Source organism: Nocardiopsis sp. NPDC055551 (assembly GCF_053619415.1).
In genome coordinates, this window is sequence record NZ_JBSHJJ010000016.1 from 87,787 (window position 1) to 105,178 (window position 17,392).

General features: G+C 67.3%; 16 protein-coding genes and 2 pseudogenes. 13 read left to right on the plus strand and 5 right to left on the minus strand.

The features are described from left to right. Positions 1-9 precede the first annotated feature (9 nt). Entirely contained in the window at positions 10-147 is a 138-nt protein-coding gene (locus ACWGSK_RS25545; RefSeq protein WP_452456975.1) for a hypothetical protein, read from the minus strand. A gap of 275 nt (positions 148-422) precedes the next feature. On the opposite strand from ACWGSK_RS25545, the pseudogene ACWGSK_RS25550 reads away from it, so the two are divergent. From ACWGSK_RS25550 to ACWGSK_RS25570, 5 genes and pseudogenes are all read left to right on the plus strand, one after another. Next, positions 423-518, plus strand: a pseudogene (locus ACWGSK_RS25550) (aldo/keto reductase); the annotation flags it as partial. Between the two features lie 25 nt (positions 519-543). Next, positions 544-963 (plus strand): annotated as a pseudogene (locus ACWGSK_RS25555) (zinc-binding dehydrogenase); the annotation flags it as partial. Next, positions 960-1,718, plus strand: a complete 759-nt coding sequence (locus ACWGSK_RS25560; RefSeq protein WP_452457018.1) for an amidohydrolase family protein — start codon at positions 960-962, stop codon at positions 1,716-1,718. The pseudogene ACWGSK_RS25555 and the gene ACWGSK_RS25560, both read left to right, overlap by 4 nt. Beyond that, positions 1,715-2,395: a phenylacetate--CoA ligase family protein gene (locus tag ACWGSK_RS25565; protein WP_452456976.1), complete on the plus strand. Its 681-nt coding sequence runs from the start codon at positions 1,715-1,717 to the stop codon at positions 2,393-2,395. Before ACWGSK_RS25560 ends, ACWGSK_RS25565 begins: the two co-directional genes overlap by 4 nt. Beyond that, the gene (locus ACWGSK_RS25570) at positions 2,392-3,009 is read left to right on the plus strand and encodes a phenylacetate--CoA ligase family protein (RefSeq protein ID WP_452456977.1); all 618 of its coding nucleotides are present in this window, start codon (positions 2,392-2,394) and stop codon (positions 3,007-3,009) included. Before ACWGSK_RS25565 ends, ACWGSK_RS25570 begins: the two co-directional genes overlap by 4 nt. A gap of 112 nt (positions 3,010-3,121) precedes the next feature. Here ACWGSK_RS25570 and ACWGSK_RS25575 read toward each other — a convergent pair whose 3' ends face one another. After that, on the minus strand, positions 3,122-4,015 hold the full coding sequence (locus tag ACWGSK_RS25575; protein ID WP_452456978.1) for a helix-turn-helix domain-containing GNAT family N-acetyltransferase: 894 nt from the start codon (positions 4,013-4,015) through the stop codon (positions 3,122-3,124). Positions 4,016-4,109: 94 nt separating this feature from the next. On the opposite strand from ACWGSK_RS25575, the gene ACWGSK_RS25580 reads away from it, so the two are divergent. Next, entirely contained in the window at positions 4,110-5,600 is a 1,491-nt protein-coding gene (locus tag ACWGSK_RS25580; RefSeq protein ID WP_452456979.1) for an FAD-dependent oxidoreductase, read from the plus strand. 216 nt (positions 5,601-5,816) lie between these two features. On the opposite strand, the gene arsB is transcribed toward ACWGSK_RS25580, so the two are convergent. Continuing rightward, a complete protein-coding gene (gene arsB, locus ACWGSK_RS25585; RefSeq protein ID WP_452456980.1) occupies positions 5,817-6,899 on the minus strand; it encodes an ACR3 family arsenite efflux transporter in 1,083 nt (360 codons plus the stop codon). After that, positions 6,899-7,183: an ArsR/SmtB family transcription factor gene (locus ACWGSK_RS25590; protein ID WP_452456981.1), complete on the minus strand. Its 285-nt coding sequence runs from the start codon at positions 7,181-7,183 to the stop codon at positions 6,899-6,901. The genes arsB and ACWGSK_RS25590 overlap by 1 nt, the downstream gene beginning before the upstream one ends. 96 nt (positions 7,184-7,279) lie before the next feature. Between ACWGSK_RS25590 and ACWGSK_RS25595 the strand changes: the two genes are divergently transcribed. After that, the gene (locus tag ACWGSK_RS25595; protein ID WP_452456982.1) at positions 7,280-7,690 is read left to right on the plus strand and encodes an arsenate reductase ArsC; all 411 of its coding nucleotides are present in this window, start codon (positions 7,280-7,282) and stop codon (positions 7,688-7,690) included. Positions 7,691-8,728: 1,038 nt separating this feature from the next. Beyond that, a complete protein-coding gene (locus ACWGSK_RS25600) occupies positions 8,729-10,675 on the plus strand; it encodes a BCCT family transporter (protein WP_358511273.1) in 1,947 nt (648 codons plus the stop codon). Positions 10,676-10,700: 25 nt separating this feature from the next. Here the strand turns inward: ACWGSK_RS25600 and ACWGSK_RS25605 are convergent, their stop codons facing one another. Beyond that, positions 10,701-11,606: a formylglycine-generating enzyme family protein gene (locus ACWGSK_RS25605; RefSeq protein WP_358511275.1), complete on the minus strand. Its 906-nt coding sequence runs from the start codon at positions 11,604-11,606 to the stop codon at positions 10,701-10,703. Between the two features lie 38 nt (positions 11,607-11,644). Between ACWGSK_RS25605 and betC the strand changes: the two genes are divergently transcribed. The 5 genes from betC to ACWGSK_RS25630 all read left to right on the plus strand — a co-directional run bounded on the left by betC (position 11,645) and on the right by ACWGSK_RS25630 (position 17,298). Beyond that, entirely contained in the window at positions 11,645-13,183 is a 1,539-nt protein-coding gene (gene betC / locus ACWGSK_RS25610; protein ID WP_358511278.1) for a choline-sulfatase, read from the plus strand. A 469-nt stretch (positions 13,184-13,652) separates the two neighbouring features. Beyond that, positions 13,653-14,348 carry a formylglycine-generating enzyme family protein gene (locus ACWGSK_RS25615; RefSeq protein WP_358511281.1) on the plus strand — a complete coding sequence of 232 codons (696 nt, stop codon included), beginning with the start codon at positions 13,653-13,655 and terminating at the stop codon, positions 14,346-14,348. Positions 14,349-14,647: 299 nt separating this feature from the next. Next, positions 14,648-14,974 carry a hypothetical protein gene (locus tag ACWGSK_RS25620; protein ID WP_452456983.1) on the plus strand — a complete coding sequence of 109 codons (327 nt, stop codon included), beginning with the start codon at positions 14,648-14,650 and terminating at the stop codon, positions 14,972-14,974. Positions 14,975-15,283: 309 nt separating this feature from the next. Then, positions 15,284-16,564: an MFS transporter gene (locus tag ACWGSK_RS25625; RefSeq protein WP_358511286.1), complete on the plus strand. Its 1,281-nt coding sequence runs from the start codon at positions 15,284-15,286 to the stop codon at positions 16,562-16,564. Between the two features lie 407 nt (positions 16,565-16,971). Beyond that, on the plus strand, positions 16,972-17,298 hold the full coding sequence (locus ACWGSK_RS25630; RefSeq protein WP_452456984.1) for an RNA polymerase sigma factor: 327 nt from the start codon (positions 16,972-16,974) through the stop codon (positions 17,296-17,298). Positions 17,299-17,392 lie beyond the last annotated feature (94 nt).

Consider the following 17,392-nt stretch of genomic DNA (forward strand, 5'->3'; position numbering starts at 1 on the left):
GAGCACCGTTCACCCGGCACCGCCGTTCAAGACCTCGGGATCGTCGGTGTCGAACACGACGAACCCCGGCGCGATGAGGTCGAAGGGGCGGAAGCGGTGGCTGATCTCGAAGCGCAGGTCGCTCAGGGGCGTCCGGATGGAACTCATGCTCGTCCTCTCCATGGCGGTCCGGACACGTCCGCGCCTCACACCCCACTGATCCGACGAACATCCCGAAACCTCGCCAGAGCCTCCCGGTCCGATGCGCCCCGTACCCGTCCCACCGCCGGGGACCACCCGAAATCAGGTGAACACGTGAGGTGCGCGGGCGGGATGCTCTGCGACGGTGATCGCGCCCGACCGACGAGGAGAAGTGAGGAATCATGCGCCTGCGACCCTTGGGCAACACCGGAATCAGGGTGAATCCGTTCTGCCTGGGCACGATGATGCTCGGGCCCTGGGGAGGAACCGACGACGAGGACGCCGCGCCCATCATCCACCGAGCCCTGGACGCCGGCATCAACTTCGTGGACACGGCCGACGTGTACGGCACGCGACGATGCCCTCCGGCTCGGCGCGGACGACGTACTCGTGTCCACCGACCGGGAGGCGATGGGGCGCTGGTCCGGTGGTTTCGACCTGCTGCTGAGCACCATCGGCACGCCCCACGACCTGAACCCCTACCTGGAACTGTTGCGCCGCGACGGCACGTACGCGCTGATGGGCTCGCTCGGCCCGACCCCACCGGTGGTCGGTGTCCTCCTGGCCGGCCGCAGGGCCGCGCTGACCTCCTCGATGTTCGGCGGGATCGCCGAGACCCGGGAGATGCTCGACTTCTGCGCACTACATGGGATCACGGCCGAGGTGGAGACCGTGCCCGTGGAGCGGATCGGCGAGGCCTTCGCGCGGATGGCGGCCAAGAAGGCCCGGTACCGGTTCGTGCTCGACCTGACCTCCGCCCGAGGGAATGCGGGGGCACCATGACCGGGAGGATCTTCGACGCGCACGCGCACCTGGCCCCCGTTCCGGGGGCCACCGAACGGCTGCCGGCCACCATGGACTCCTGTGGGATCGACCGAACCATCGTGATGGCGGGCGGCGTGGTCGACCCGGACGTGCTGTCCCGCCAGATCGCCCAGGGCGGGCAGAGACTGAACGACGCCGACAACGAAACCGTGCTGTCCGCCGCGAAAACGGCGCGGGGGCGGCTCATCCCCCTCTTCTTCGCGAACCCGCACGGCGGCGCCGCGCCCTACCGTGAGGCGGCCTCCGGGTTCCGGGGGCTCAAACTCGCGCCGGGCGTACACGGGGTCGCTCTGGACGACCCTCGGACGGAGGCGTTGGTGGAGGTCGCCGCACAGGTCGGACACCATGTCTACCTGCACTGTCTGGGCCGCCCCGGGTTCGGCGTGGCGGACCTGGTCCGGTTGGCCGGGCGGTTCCCCGGGACGGTGTTCGTGCTCGGACACGCGGGCGGCGGGGACATGGATCTGCACGGGATCGACCAGATCGCGCCCGATCCCGACATCCTCCTGGAGACCTCCGGCGGCTACACCGCGGTGATCCGAGCGGCGTTGGAGCGTCTGGGGCCCGACCGCGTGCTGTTCGGCAGTGAGTACCCGCTCCAGCACCCCGAAGCCGAACTGGTCGAATACCGGCTCCTGGGCCTTCCCGAGGACGTGTCGCGCCGGGTGCTCTGGACCAACACCCACCGCTTGATCGACGAGGAGACCAAGTGAGGACCGCACTCGCACGCGACCTACCCGTTCTGGGGGACTGGCGCGGCTTCGACGAACTCCACCGGCTCCAGGAGGAACGGGTGGCGTGGACCCTGGAGCGGGCGCTCGGAACGCCTTTCCACCAAGGGCGACTCCGTACCCCGTCCTCGATGACCGGGATCGACGGCCTCTCGGACCTACCGGTGACCGGCAAGTCGGACCTGCGCGACGCCTACCCCTTCGGTCTGCTGGCCGTGGAGCGGGAACGGTTGGCCACCTACCACGAGTCCAGCGGCACCTCCGGTGCTCCGACCGCCTCGTACTTCACCGACGGCGATTGGGAGGACGTGGCCGACCGGTTCGCCCGCAGCCGGGTGGACCTGGGCCCGGCCGACACCGTCATGGTGCGCACGCCCTACGCCATGCTCACCACCGGCCATCAGGCGCACCGGGCGGCCAGGGCACGGGGCGCGACCGTGGTGACCGGTGCCCGGGTCGTCCGCCTACTGCGCGACCTCGACGTCACCGTGGCCTGGAGCCTGCCCACCGAGTGCCTGTTGTGGGGCGCGGCGGCCCGATTCGCCGGGATGGACCCGGGACGGGACTTCCCGTCCCTGCGTTCCCTGCTCGTGGCCGGCGAGTCCTTGACCCGGCCCGCCGCGCGGCCATCAGCCGTCTGTGGGGTGGGATCCCCGTGATCCAGGACTACGGGTCCACCGAGACCGGTTCGCTGGCGGGAGAGTGCCCCCAAGGGCGATTGCACCTGTGGGCGGACCGGTTCCTCCCCCAGGTGTACGACCCGGCCACGGGTCGTAGTTCGCGCACCGGCATGGGCCACCTGGTCATCACCACGCTCTACCGCGAGGCGATGCCCCTGGTGCGCTACGACCTGGCGGACCGGGTGCGGATCCGCGAGGAGGCGTGCGAGTGCGGTTGGTGGCTGCCGACCGTCGAAGTGCTGGGACGGGAGGTCGAGGTGCGCGGCACCGGGATCGCCCAGGTGTCCCAGTCCCGTTTGGAGGCCGCGGTCTTCTCGCTCCCGGAGCGCTACGGTGTCCTCTTCTGGCGGGCCCGCACCACATCCGACCACCTGGAGGTGGAGGTGGAGGCGGTGCCCGAGCACGCGGACCGGGCGGCCGCCGAATTCGAGGACGCCCTGCGCGCCGCGCTGGGAGTGGAGTGCCGGGTCCGCGGCAGGGCCCAGGGAGAACTCGTGCCGGAGTCCGTCCTGAACCGCACCGACGATTTCGTCAAGCCGCGAAGCCTGTTCGGTGCCGACGAGGACTGGGACCGGGCCTTCGACTACCACTGACCGTGCGAGGGTTCTCGAAGGAACCCCTCCGTTCCATGTGGACGCCGGTCGGCGCAGGTTCACCCGGCCGTGTGACGGGGCGCTCCGGCGGCTCCTGCGTGGGGTGACTCGATCAAACGGTCGAGCGGTCCGCGTCGTCGGCGCGGGAGGCCTCCGTGTCCGATCCCGCGCCGCCACGACGTTCCAGCAGAACGGTGTCGCGCCATCGGCCGTGGAGTCGGGCGATCCGCTCGCGCACGCCCACGGTGCGAAAGCCCGCCTGGTGGTGCAGGGCCAGACTGGCTCGGTTCTCGGGGAAGATCGAGGTCTGGAGTGTCCATAGACCGCCGGTGTCGGCCTCGGTGACCTGGCGGTGGAGCAAGACCTTGCCCACACCGCGTCCACGCGCGTCTTCGGCGACGTACACCGATGCCTCGGCCACCCCGGCGTAGACCGCTCGACCGGAGGCCGGTGCGGCCGCGGCCCAGCCGACCACCCTTCCATCGGCCTCGGCGACCCAGCGGTGCCCGTCGATCCACTTGTCCCTCAGGGCTTCGGCGTCGGGTACCTCGGTCTCGAAGGTGGCGTGCCCGGTGGCGATGCCCTGGGCGTAGATCTCCCGGACCGTCTCCAGGTCCATCTCGGCCATGGCACGGGTGGTGACGTCGGCGGGCAGGTCGGTGGGACAGCACGGTCGGGCGTTGAGTACGCCCATCACCACGTCGGCGGCGTGGGGCAGTCCGGTGCAGCAGGCGGGGTTGATGGCGACCCGGGTGGAGGTGCCCACCTTGGTGAGGGTCACGAAGCCCACGTCGGCGAGTTTGCGCAGGTGGTGGGAGACGGTGGGCTGGCGAACGCCCACGAGCCCGGCCAGTTCCCCCACACTGACCGAGCCGGGGCCGGTGGCGATGGCGTGCAGGAGACGCACTCGCATCGGTTCGGCCAGGCAGGCGAACCAGGCGGCGTAGGTCTCGGCGTCGACCGAGGGAAGCGAACGTTCGGTGTGTTCGAGAGGCACAAGGGTCATGTCCTCATTATCGACGACGATCAATGGTTGCGTCCATCGATGACCATCGATAAAGTCACGATCCATAGACAACAGTCGATGAAAGAGGTGTGTCATGGCCGACGAACGTCCCGTCGTGGTGATCGGAGCCGGACCCGCAGGACTGGCGGCGGCAGCGGAACTGATCGCACGTGACCTTCCGGTCCTGGTCCTGGAGAAGGGCGACCGAGCCGGGGCGGCGGTGTCCGAGTGGGGGCACGTGCGGCTCTTCTCGAAGTGGCGCGACCTGGTCGACCCGGCAGCGGAGAAGCCACTCGCCGCCACCGGTTGGCGACGCCCGGACGACGACGGGTACCCGACCGGCCACGAGTGGGTCGAGGACTACCTCGCTCCCCTGGCCGAGGCCCTCGGCGACCGGGTCCGCTTCGGCGCCGAGGTGACCGGGGTGAGCCGTCTCGGTCGGGACCGCGTCGTGGACGCCGGACGCGCCGAGCAGCCCTTCATCGTGCACGTGCGAACCCGTGATGGCCAGGAGCGGCTGTCGGCCCATGCGGTCGTGGACGCCTCCGGCACCTGGCGCACCCCCAACCCGGTGGGCGGTGACGGCCTGCCCGCACTGGGCGAGGCCGCCGCGGCCGAGCGGATCTCCTACCGGATCCCCGACCTTGGCGAGGAGAAGACCCGGATCCGTCATGCCGGACGGACCACCGCCGTGGTCGGGCGCGGGCACTCGGCGCTGACCGCGCTGGTGGCCCTGGCCGCGATGGCCCAGGAGAAACCGGGGACGAAAGCGGTGTGGGTACTGCGTCGCGGCGAGGTCGGGGACGCCTTCGGCGGGGGCACGGCCGACCGGCTCGTCGAACGAGGTGCCCTGGGCCGGCGAGCCCGCGCCGCCGTCGAGGCGGGACACGTCGAGGTGGTGACCGGCTTCCGTACCGCCCAGGTGCGATCGGTGGAGGACCGCCTGGTCCTGGTCGGCGAGGACGGTCGCGAGCTGGAGCCGGTGGACGAGATCGTGGCGCTGACCGGGTTCCGGCCCGACCTGTCCTTGCTGTCCGAGGTGCGCCTGGGTCTGGATCCCACTCTCCAGGCACCGGTGGAGCTGGCCCCGCTCATCGACCCCAACCGGCACTCCTGCGGCACCGTTTACCCGCACGGCGCGGCCGAACTCTCCCACCCCGAGGACGGGTTCTTCCTGGCGGGAATGAAGTCCTACGGGCGCGCCCCGACCTTCCTGGCACTGACCGGGTACGAGCAGGTGCGCAGCATCGCCGCGCACCTGGCCGGGGACCACGAGGGCGCGGCCCGTGTGGAGCTGGTCCTGCCCGAGACCGGGGTCTGTGGCGGGGCCGGGCTGTTCGACGACCCCACCGCCACCAAGGCCGACGCCGATGGTTGTTGCGGCCCCGCACCCGAGGCCGTGCGGGAGCCCGCCACGGAACAGGGCGGGTGCTGCGGTGACCTGAGCGTGTCCGAACCACTGGTTCTCTCTCGGCACGAGAGTCCCACGGAATCCTCCGAGGAATCAGTCCTGACCGCTGAGAGCGGTTGCTGCTCCGGCCCTGCACAGCAGGTCGGGCCGGGTGAACCGGGCCGGATCTCGTGACCCCGGTGGCCTGAGCGAACCAGCGGCCTCTGGGTCGGGACCTCCACCGATGGTTCACATGAACCGGCCCGGACACGACGACGTCGACACGGTGTCCTTCGGTGGGCATGGTCGTCCTTTCCCGGTCGTCCGGGAAGTCCGAAACCATGGGGGCAAGGCCGGGGCTCGGGAACGCAGACCTGCCGATACGAGGCCTGCGTTCCCGAGAACACTCCCCTACCGGCGTTCGGGGGTGAAGCGCTTGCGCCAGGCCAGGGAGACGTAGACCAGGGCGATGAGCACCGGGACCTCGATGAGCGGACCGACCACCCCGGCCAGTGCCTGACCGGAGGTGACCCCGAAGGTCGTGATCGCCACCGCGATGGCCAGCTCGAAGTTGTTGCCCGCCGCGGTGAAGGCCAGCGTGGTGGTGCGGTCGTAGTCCATCCCGATCGCCTTGGCGAAGGCGAAGGTACCGAACCACATCAGGACGAAGTAGGCCAACAGTGGCACCGCGATGCGGGCCACGTCCAGCGGTTGGCCGATGATCCGCTCCCCCTGCAAGGCGAAGAGCAGCACGATGGTGAACAGCAGCCCGTAGAGCGCCCACGGCCCGATCCGGGGCAGGAAGTGGGTTTCGTAGCGCTCGCGTCCCATCTTCCCCTCACCGAGCCGGCGCGTGAGGAACCCCACGGCGAGAGGAATGCCGAGGAAGATCACCACGTTCAGCGCGATCGACCAGGGGGACACATCCAGCCCGCCGGTGTCCAGGCCCAGCCATCCGGGCAGCAGGTCCAGGTAGAACCAGCCCAGCGCACCGAAGAGCAAGACCTGGAAGACCGAGTTCAGGGCCACCAGTACGGCGGCGGCCTCGCGATGCCCGCACGCCAGGTCGTTCCAGATGACGACCATGGCGATACAGCGGGCCAGGCCGACGATGATCAGTCCGGTGCGGAACTCGGGTAGGTCCGCCAGGAAGATCCAGGCCAGCGCGAACATCACCGCCGGGCCGACCACCCAGTTGATCACCAGGGAGGACAGGAGCAGGCGGCGGTCGCGGGTGACGGTGTCCAAGCGGTCATAGCGGACCTTGGCCAGCACCGGGTACATCATGACCAGCAGCCCCAGGGCGATGGGCAGGGAGATCCCGCCGACCTCCAGCGCGGCCAGGAGTTCGTTCAGACCGGGAACCAGTCGTCCCAGGCCCAGGCCGACGGCCATGGCGAGCAGAATCCACACGGCCAGGAACCGGTCCAGGGTGGACAGCTTCGCCACCGCGGAGGCGCTGATCTCACGTGTGGTGCTCTCCGAGCGCCCCATCAACAGGCCCGCTTGTTCTGCGCGGCGTCAGTGGAGCGGGCGATGGCGGCCAACGCGGACAGCCCTTCGGAGAGCGCCTCCAGGGCCTCCGGGCGCAACCGGTAGTAGGTGAACCGGCCGCATGGTTCGGTCTCCACCACCCCGGCCTCGCGCAGCAGGCGCAGGTGGTTGGACAGGTTGGTCTGGCGGGCTCCGGTCTCCTCCACCAGGTGGGTGGTGCACAGGGTCTCGTGGGCGAGCAGGGACACGATCCGCATTCTGAGCGGGTCGGCCAGGGCCTTCATTGAATCAGTATCGACTGACGTCATCATACGCTGATATTATCTCATCAGCTTCCCCTGATGCGTTTTCCGTCGATCCGAAGTAGAGGAACACCCGCCATGACCGGCACCGGCAAGCCGTCCGTCCTGTTCGTCTGCGTGCACAACGCCGGACGCTCCCAGATGGCCGCCGCCTGGCTACGCCACCTGTCCGAGGATCGGATCGAGGTCCGCTCGGCCGGCTCGGCCCCCGCCGACACGCTCAACCCCGCGGTCGTCGCGGCCATGGCCGAGGTCGGCGTCGACATCACCGACCAGAACCCCAAGGTCCTCACCGTCGACGCTGTCGAGGCCTCCGACGTGTGCGTGACGATGGGCTGCGGCGATACCTGCCCGTTCTTTCCCGGCAAGCGCTACCTCGACTGGGAACTCCCCGACCCCGCGGGACAGGGCGTGGAAGCCGTCCGCCCCATCCGCGATGACATCCGCGAACGCGTCGAAGGACTCATCGACGAACTACTCCCCCGCTGACCATTTCCACCGCGGGCGCGACGGCCACTTCCAGACGCCCACCCGCCCTGTATCGCCACGGCACGAGACGGGTGGCGATACGAGCAGGCGATTCACCAGGACACACCGGCACTCGTCGACCACCCGTGGCCGAAGCCCAGATTCTTCGACCGCCCGGACACGGTCCAGATCGACACCGTCCGGGCGTCCATCCGCCAGAGCAGGCACCGGCGGTCGAAGGGCTGAGCCGCATCGAGGCGAAAGAAGGCCGGCATGGACTCGGCTCACTTACGGCGCGCGGAGCCTTCCCTGCCAGGTTCCCGGCCTCCGGGTTCGCCCGTCGGGTGGTGTAGGCATCACACACCTTGCCAATGACCCGCACCACCGGCTGCGCCGACAGACCGAACTTCTCTTTCAGTTCGTGGCAGACCGCTTCTTGTAGGACTTCACTTCATGAGGACCTCACGGACGGCCGAATTCGAAGACGCAAGAAAGCCCTGCTCTTCAGAACATCAAGCACGATCATGACATCGATCCCGAAACAGAAATGCAAGACGATTCAATCCTCGGACCACGATCCGAAGAGTTGACAGTGGCGTGCGCCACAGTTATCCTACATCAAATATGTCGGAATTTGCATTGTTGGGGCAGCGCCGATCCAGGCACGGGCTCAAGACGGGCCCTACGGTTCGAGCCGTACTTCGCGACCCGACCGGCCTGCGCACCTCTCCTGACACGGTCGGCCACGAGAACGACTCGTGGGAAGGAGCGGCGATCGGTTGGCAGGGCGGCGAACCCTGACCGAGAGCGCTCCGGGGGCATCGAATCGAAATTGCCAGGAACGGTGACCGACACTTTCCGACAACGACATGCGCACAGAGATACACGTGTGTCATTCTGCGGCACCCTCGCCAGTAGGGTGTCCTACTTCTGCCGGCATTCGACAGAGCCACCCCTGCCCTTTCAATCTCCCTGATCAACCTTCCTAACGCGCACTCGCGTCTTCGCGGACCCGACCTGCGCCTCTGCCCGAATATTCACGAGGAGGCCGTGTTTGTAATGCCCGAGAACTCGAACCCGGGAAGAGACGAACCAAGCCGCCGCCGAAAAGGTCGCAAGGACGCCAAGGAAAACGATGAATCCTTGAGCCCGCAGAATCGGACTGGCACCACGGCGTTCGGTAGCCTGGACTACAAGCATCCCGGGTATCCCCACGACACGCACCCGGTCCTGGTTCCAGGCATCGCCATCGACGAGCAGCGTCGCCGATACCGAGTCGACTGGCTCGTGTTCGCGATCGCCGGCTCACTGACGGTCGCTTTCGTCATCTGGGGCGTCTTGTCACCGGAAAGCGTCGCCGGGGTCGCTGAAACGGCCTTCTATTGGTCGACCGACAACCTCGGGTGGATGTTCAATGTCGTGGCCATCGTCGTGCTCGTCTCCCTCTTGGGCATAGCGCTCTCGCCCTACGGGAACATTCCGCTCGGCAAGGACGGCGAGAGGCCCGAGTTCAGTACGTTCTCCTGGACTGCGATGCTGTTCGCCGCCGGACTGGGTGTGGCGGTCCTCTTCTGGGGTCCTTCAGAGCCCCTCGGCTACTTCATCTCGCCGCCTCCACTGACCAGCGAGGCCGAGTCGGTAGAGGCGGTGCACACCGCCCTTGCCCAGATGTACTATCACTGGGGCTTTCACGCGTGGGCCATCTACGCGCTGGTCGGCGGCTCTGTCGCCTACGCGGCATATCGCCGTGGTCGCTCCCTGCTCATGTCCTCGATCTTCCGCGCATTGTTCGGGCAGCGGCTCACGGAGGGCTTTGCCGGAAAACTCGTCGACATCTTCGCGATCATCGCAACACTCTTCGGCACCGCCGCCGCTCTCGGTATCGCGGCCATGCAGATCGGCTCCGGTGTCAGTGTCATCTCGGGTGCCGGGGAGCTCACGAACGACACTCTGGTCGTCATCATCGCGATTTTGACCATCGGCTTTATCATTTCGGCCGTCTCGGGGGTCTCCCGGGGCATCCGCTACCTGTCGAACATCAACATCGTACTCACGATCGGCATGATCGTGATCGTGCTCTTCCTCGGCCCCACGCTGTTCCTCATGAATCTGCTTCCCTCGGCGATCATGGAGTATCTCGGCTCCATGTTCGACATGATGGGTCGCTCACTCTCGTGGGGTGCGGATACACAGGAATTCCAATCGTTGTGGACCGTCTACTATTGGGCGTGGTGGATCTCCTGGTCGCCCTTCGTGGGCATCTTCATCGCACGTATTTCCCGCGGTCGCAGCATCCGTCAGTTCGTCCTCGGCACGATCCTCATTCCGTCTTCGCTGCTCTTCATCGCATACGGGGTGATGGGCGGAACCTCCATCTGGATGTACCGGGACGGCGCGGACGGGTTCACCGATGACATGCCCGCACCCGAGGTGCTCTTCACCCTCATCGAAAATCTGCCGTATGTCGAATGGCTGCCCTATGTCGTGATCCTGGTGCTCGCGATCTTCTTCATCACCGCCGCCGATTCCGCTTCGGTCGTGATGGGGATGCTCACCACACAGGGAGATCAAAAGCCCCGCCGTTGGGTGGTCGTCTTCTGGGGCCTTGTCATGTCGGGAATCGCGATCGTGATGCTCCTTCTCGGTGACGCACTGGCACTGGAAGGGTTGCAGCAGCTCGTGATCGTCACAGCGGTGCCGTTCGCGCTCGTGCTGCTCGTCGCCATCATCGCGTGGTTCAAGGAATTGCGTACCGATCCGCTCACGCTACGCATGCGCTATGTCGAGACCGCGGTGAACAACGCCGTGACCGAGGGAGTGGATCGGTACGGCGACGACTTCTCATTGAAGGTCGTGGAATCCCCGCCCGGGGGTGGGGCGGGCGCCGACATCGACTCCACCGACGAGAGTTACACCGAGTGGTACCAGCGCACCAATGAGGAGGGCGAACCGGTCGGCTACGACTTCGGGACCGGGGAGTGGGCCGACGGCTATGAGGACCGCTGACTCCATCACCCTGGGCCCCCGCCCATCAGCCGACGTCGAGGGCCAGGCGAAGACCCGCGTGGCCGAGGGTCGTGTCCGCGGTCGCCGCGATGCGCGCGGAGGTGCGGTATCGACGGCAGTACGACGCGTGGCACATGTACGATCCGCCTCGCAGCACAGGTCGTCCATCGGTATCGCCGAAGACGCTCTCGGTCCACTCCCAGACATTGCCCGTGGTGTTGTGCAACCCGTAGGCGTTGGGTGCGAACGACACGGCGGGCACGGTGCCCACCACACCGGTCGGCCCATCCGGGAAATCACCGGGGAAGGTGTTCATGCGGGGCACTCCCTCCGGTTCTCGTACGGCGCCCCAGGGGAAGGGTCGCTGTTCGAGCCCGCCGCGCGAAGCGAACTCCCACTCGGTCTCCGTCGGAAGCCGGGCACCGACCCACTGGGCGTAGGCCATCGCGTCCCGCTGCGAGACGTGGGTGACCGGGTGTGCGCCGCGGGACTCCACCGAGGACCCGGGTCCTTCGGGCCGGTGCCAGCAGGCACCCTCGACCCGACGCCACCATGGCGCCTGCGCGACCGCCGGGGCACCGCTGCGCAGCCTCTCGGGCAGCAGCCCCTGGAACACGAGGGAGTCTCCCAACCTCTCGGCTTCACTGCGGTACCCGGTGTCGAGCACGAAGGCGGCGAACTCGGCCACCGTCACCGTCGTCGGGGCGATGGCGAACGGCCCCACCCGCTCCTGGCGAACGGGTCCCTCCCCGTCTTCGGGGTAGGCGAACCGATCCGTGCTGCCCATGAGGAACGTGCCTCCGGCGAGGCCGACCATCCGCAGATCGTCGCTCGCGGTGGCGGCGAGGCGCTCCAGCATCCTGCCGTCGGCGCCCGTCAAGCCCCCCGGCCGTCGGCCGGTCGTGTCGCGTTCGGGACCACAGCAACTCATTCGGACCCCCTTGTTCCGTCTCGTTGGAAGGAAGACTCATGACTCGGAATAGACCGAACATCATCGTGATCCAAGCCGATCAGATGGCGGCTCAGGCTCTCGGTGCCTATGGTGACCAGTCCGCGAGGACCCCGAACATCGACGCCCTCGCCGACGAGGGGGCGGTGTTCGATCGTGCGTACTGCAACACTCCGCTGTGCGCCCCCTCGCGTGCGTCGATGATGACCGGCCGCATGCCCTCGGCGATCGGCTGCTATGACAACGGAGCCGATTTCGCGGCCTCCGAACCGACCTTCGCTCACCGGTTGCGAGCGATCGGGTACCACACCGCGCTGATCGGCAGGATGCACTTCATCGGACCGGACCAGCGGCACGGTTTCGAGGAGAGGCTGACCACCGACGTCTACCCGGCCGACCTCGACATGGTGCCCGATTGGGATCGCCGACCGGAGAACCGGCTTCAGTGGTATCACGACGCCGAAGCGGTGTTCGGCGCCGGAGTCTCGAAGGCGACGGTGCAGCAGGACTTCGACGACGAGGTGGGTTTCCGTACCCTGCGGCACCTCAACGACAGGGTCCGTGTCAACCAGGCCGCGGGAGAGAACCTGCCCTTCCTGATGGTCACCTCGTTCATTCATCCGCATGATCCGTACGAGCCGCCACGCGAGCACTGGGACCGGTTCGCCGACGTCGAGATCCCCGATCCGGCCCATCCCGAGGTTCCCGACCCCGAGCAGGATCCGCACAGTCATCGACTGCGGGCGATGAGCGGGTTCGACGTACGGGAGCCCGGTATCGAAGAGGTACGCAGGGCCCGCCGCGCGTACTACGCCGCGGTGAACTACATCGATGACCACGTCGGCCGCGTTCGCGAACGCGTCGAGGAGCTCGGGCTGGCCGACGAGACCGTCATCATCGTCACGAGCGACCACGGTGACATGCTGGGCGAGAAGGGCCTCTGGTACAAGATGTCACCGTACGAGCAGTCCTCGCGGGTACCGATGATCGTGCACGGACCTGAGCACCTGGTGCCCAGGGGACGCTTCGCCAACACGGTCTGCCTGCTCGATCTGATGCCGACCCTGCTGGAGCTCTCGGGTGCCCCCGCGGTGAGCGGGCAGGACGGGCGGTCGCTGTTGGAGACAGCGCGTCAAGAGCGCGCGGGCGAAGCAAGCCCCGAGGATCGCGACATCGTGATCGAGTACCTCGCGGAGGGCACGTTGCGACCCCAGTTGACGTTGGTGCGAGGGCACCTGAAATACGTGCTGTGCCCTGGCGATCCGGAGCAGTTCTTCGATCTCTCGGTGGATCCGGACGAACTACGCAATCGCGCGGCGGCGCCCGAATGCGCGGAGATCGTTCGGGAGATGCGGACGGCGCTCCAGGCGCGATACGACATCCCTCGCCTGGAATCCGACGTGCTCGCGAGCCAGGCGAGTCGCCGTCTCGTCGCCGAGGCGCTGCGGAAGGGGCGGGTGCGCCGTTGGGACTTCGAACCCGAGCCCGAGCAGCGCTACGTGCGTGGCGACTTCTGGGGGGCACTCGGCTACGGGAAGGTCTCCGACCCTTCGAGATGAGTCCGGTACGGGTCGGGCTCACCGTCTCGTCGTGAGCCCGCCCCGGCGCCGTATGCCAAGGAGCGCGGATGGTGCACACCATCGACCACATCCGGCCGTTGCGGCGGGGCGCCACGAGGAACGATCCGTCCGCCTCATTGCGGTGGTCCCGGGTTCCGCCTCCAAGGAGAACCGGTCGACCCATTCCACACACCCGAACGGTTACCGATAGGTTTGACGAGCAAAGCGTCAGACTCATCGCGCAGAATGCGAATAATGGCGGATCGAATTCAGGAACGCGGTGGCTTCCAGGTCCTGATGTGCGATTCGGGCGGACCCGAGGTGGTCACCACGGAGGATGCGTATGACCTCATCGGCGCGGTTTTCCTCGGCTCCGAAGTCGTATCCGTGCCCGCAGAGCGGTTGGAGGAGCGGTTCTTCTCGCGCGGCCGGCGGAGCCCGGCCCCGCCCGAACACGGAAACAATTCCCATGAGTCTTGAACGAACGTCGGCCACCACGAGCTCCGTAGCGCTCATCGGTTTGCCCAGCGGCCAGATCAGACTGCGCGACGAAGGCACCATGACGGGCTGGAGCGTCGATGTGGCCGCGTTCCGTCTGGCGCCGCACCCGGTCACCCGCGAGCTGTACGGGGCCGTGCGGGGCGAGGCACCGGAGATCGACGCGAAACGGCGCAAGCCGGTGACCGAGGTCTCCTGGATCGACGCCGTGCGCTTTTGCAACCTGCTCTCGCTGTCGGAAGGGCTCGAACCCTGCTACACGGAGATCGACGAACCGAACGCGGAGGACGTGGGTTGCGACCGGGAGGCGGACGGCTACCGTCTCCCGTCCGAGGCGGAGTGGGAGTACGCCTGCCGGGCGGGGACCCCCGGGGTGCGGTATGGCGAGCTGGACGACATCGCCTGGCACCGCGGGAATTCCAAGGACGAGGTGCACGACGTCGCCACACGGACCCCGAACGCCTGGGGACTCCACGACATGATCGGCAACGTATGGGAGTGGTGCTGGGACACCTATAACCCTGCGGTCTACGGTCCATATCGGGTTTTCCGCGGTGGAGGCGCCCACGACCTGCCCCGAGCGTGCAGGGCGTCCTGCCGACGCAAAAGCCATCCGACCTTTCGCATCGACGACCTGGGTTTCCGACTCGCCCGGTCGGCGCGATAGCACGATGAGGTGATCCCCGCGACTTTGAATTGAAAGCCGTGAACCGGACCGCGTGGAAGATATGACCGTTCAGCGAACATAGACGTGGAGCCCCGGGTAGAAGACGAGGCGTCGAATCTTGCCGGACTACCGTGAAAGACTCCACGTGGTCACCCATCGTGCCGTCCTCGACGTCCCCAGGGAAGTCGTCCTCTTCCTCTCCCGCCTTGTGGCCACCGAACACAAGCCGCGCGGCACCCGCGAGGGGACCCGTGCCCCGTCCTGCCACCACCAGGCGTTCATGGCGCTGCGCCACCTCCGTGAGGGGACCGACCGCTCGCGATCACGGCATCGGCCGATCCACCGGCTATCGCCACATCGACGAAGCCACCGCCGTCCTTGCCGATCAGGCCCCGGACCTGCACCATGTCACGAGGCGGGCGTGCCAGGGCCCACTGTCGACCCTGGACAACCGCACCCTCAACAAGCTCCAGTGGGGTGTGCGTCGTCTGGGCGAGCACGGATTCGCGCTGGTCACCCAGCGATGGCGGCTGCTCCAGCCCATCACCGCCGGCCCCGGCAAGATCGGGGATGTCGCCGGAGCCGCCCTTGTACTTACTCATTTCGAGCATGGGAGCCCGACCTGAAAATCGTTGGGATCACCTCGGCGGCGACGGAATATCCGCTATCGATCTCGTCATAGCGTTCCACGGTGAATCGCTTTTCGCTGATGAACGATACCCGATCCATCCACTGGACATTCCCGTGACAGATGTCCACCGATTCGATCAGGGGCACCCGTTCCCGGCCTGCACGAGCGCTCTCTGACCTGCCCCCGGATAAGTTCGACGACCTTGATCAGCATGACTTCTCTGTTAACCTGACGCGGCGTTCCGGTGCCTCTGTTCGGGATCGACCCGAAACACCTGTTCGCCAGGAAGATCGGTGTTGAATCCATGCCCGGCTCCCCGAGCAAGGTGTCGACGGCGCCACTCGGTGGAAGTTTCTGGGCCTTCTGGGCCGCGTCGCTGACCTCCAATCTCAGCGACGGCGTGGCGATGGTCGCGATACCGTGGCTCGCGTCTTCATTGGCTCCAGATAATGCCGCTCTCGTGGCATTAGTGGCTACTTTCGGGCGACTGCCCTGGCTGTTTCTGGCGCTTCCCGCCGGGGTCCTGGTGGACCGAGTACCCAGGTTCACGCTGATGGTCGCCGCTAATTCCCTGCGCATGCTGCTCTGGGTACTTCTCGCCGTCGTGGTGTTCTTCGGCTGGGTGTCCGTCCCCCTCCTGGCGGTGTTCGCACTGGCCTTTGGTGCACTCGAAGTCTGTTACGACACGGCGGCCGAGACCACGGTGGCCTCCTTGGTGGCCAAGGAGCGGCTGGAACGTGCGAACGGAAACCTCCGATCCGGGGCCCTGGTGGCGCAGGAGTTCGGTGGCCGTCCTCTGGGCGGTTTCGTGCTGACGCTCGGGTTGTTCGTCCCGTTCCTGTGCAACATCGGTGCGCTGGCGGTGTCGGTCGTGGCTTTGTTGCGAGTGCGCGCCACCGCTCCTCCGGCCGGCGCCTCCCTCACCGCGCTCCCCGGCCCACGAGGGCTCCGTAGTGCGGGGTCGGACCTGGTCGAGGGTGTGCGGGCTCTGTGGAATCAGCCGCTTCTGCGAGCCGTGGCGGTTGTGGCGGTGTTCGTCAACACCGCCTTCGCGACCATGCTCTCCACACAGGTCCTGTTCGTCCGCGACACCCTGGGCCTCGGTTCGGCCGGCTTCGGGCTGCTCATGGCCTTCGCGGCGATCGGGGGGATCGTCGGCGGCCAGATCGTTTCGTGGCTGCGCTCGGTTCTCCCATACGGCACCCTGCCGGTGGTGTGCCTGACCGGAAGCGGACTCCTGTACCTGGCCGTGGCGCTGTTTCCGGTCACGCCGGTGGTGGCCGGGGTGTACTTCCTCGCGGGCGGTCTGGTGTTGGGATACGGGGTCTCCATGACCTCCATTCGCCAGAGGATCACGCCGGATCACCTGCTGGGCCGGGTGAACGCCGCGATGCGCACCGTCACCTGGGGCATGAGCGCTGTGGGCATGGCGCTCGGCGGCGTGATCGTGTCCTTCCTGTCCCCGCACATGAGCCAGGCGGACGCGCTTCGCGCCCCCTATGCCTTGGTGAGCGTGGTCACTCTGACCGTCGTGGTGTTCTTCGGCCGAAAGCTCACCCATCTCGTGCGCGAGAACGACGTCTGATCCGCTTCCCGCAACACCAACGAGGCCGTGCGTTCCGCCGCGCTCTTGGGCGTCACCTCCACCGACCCCCGCTCCGGATCGACGTCCTCCCACCTATCCGCCACACCATCGGAGTCGTTTCCCTGAACGGGCCGGTTCCCGAGGAATGTGGCCAACCGACCACCACGTCGACGAAACCGCCCCGGACACCGTTCCGCACTCGCCCCCGTCCGCCGATGTGCCGGGCCTTCTGGTCGCCCAGGCGCGATCCGGGCACGCCGAGGCCTTGGAGTCCCTGTTCACGCTGACCCGAACGGACGTCACCCGCTTCATCGCGGGGCGGGTCACCTCCGAATGGGTCGAGGACCTCACCCAGGAGACGTTCTCCAGGGCACTGCGGGGGTTGCCGCGCTTCGCCGGGCTCCTCGGTGCGCTCCTGGCTGTTCTCCGTGGCCCGCTACACCGTGGCCGACCGCTACCGCCTCCAGGCACGCACCCCCCGGGCGGAGTCCTTCCCTCCTCTGGAGGACCCGCGCTCCCTCGCGAAGAACGGCCGGTTCGACGAGTACCTGGCCCTGTGGTCCCTGCTGGATCAGCTCCTTCCCGACCGGCGGCGTGCCTTCGTCCTGACCCAGGTCGAGGGCCTGCCCTACGCCGAGGCGGCCGAACTGCTCAAGGTCCCGGTGGGGACGGTGCGCTCACGGGTGGCACGCGCCAGACAGCACCTGATCGAGATGCTCCGTGCCGCGGAGTGAACACCTTCCCGTACCCGACGTGAGAGCGAGACCCGACGTGAACCACGTGACCGCGACGAAAACGCTCCTGGCGGCTCTGGGCTTGGCCTTACCG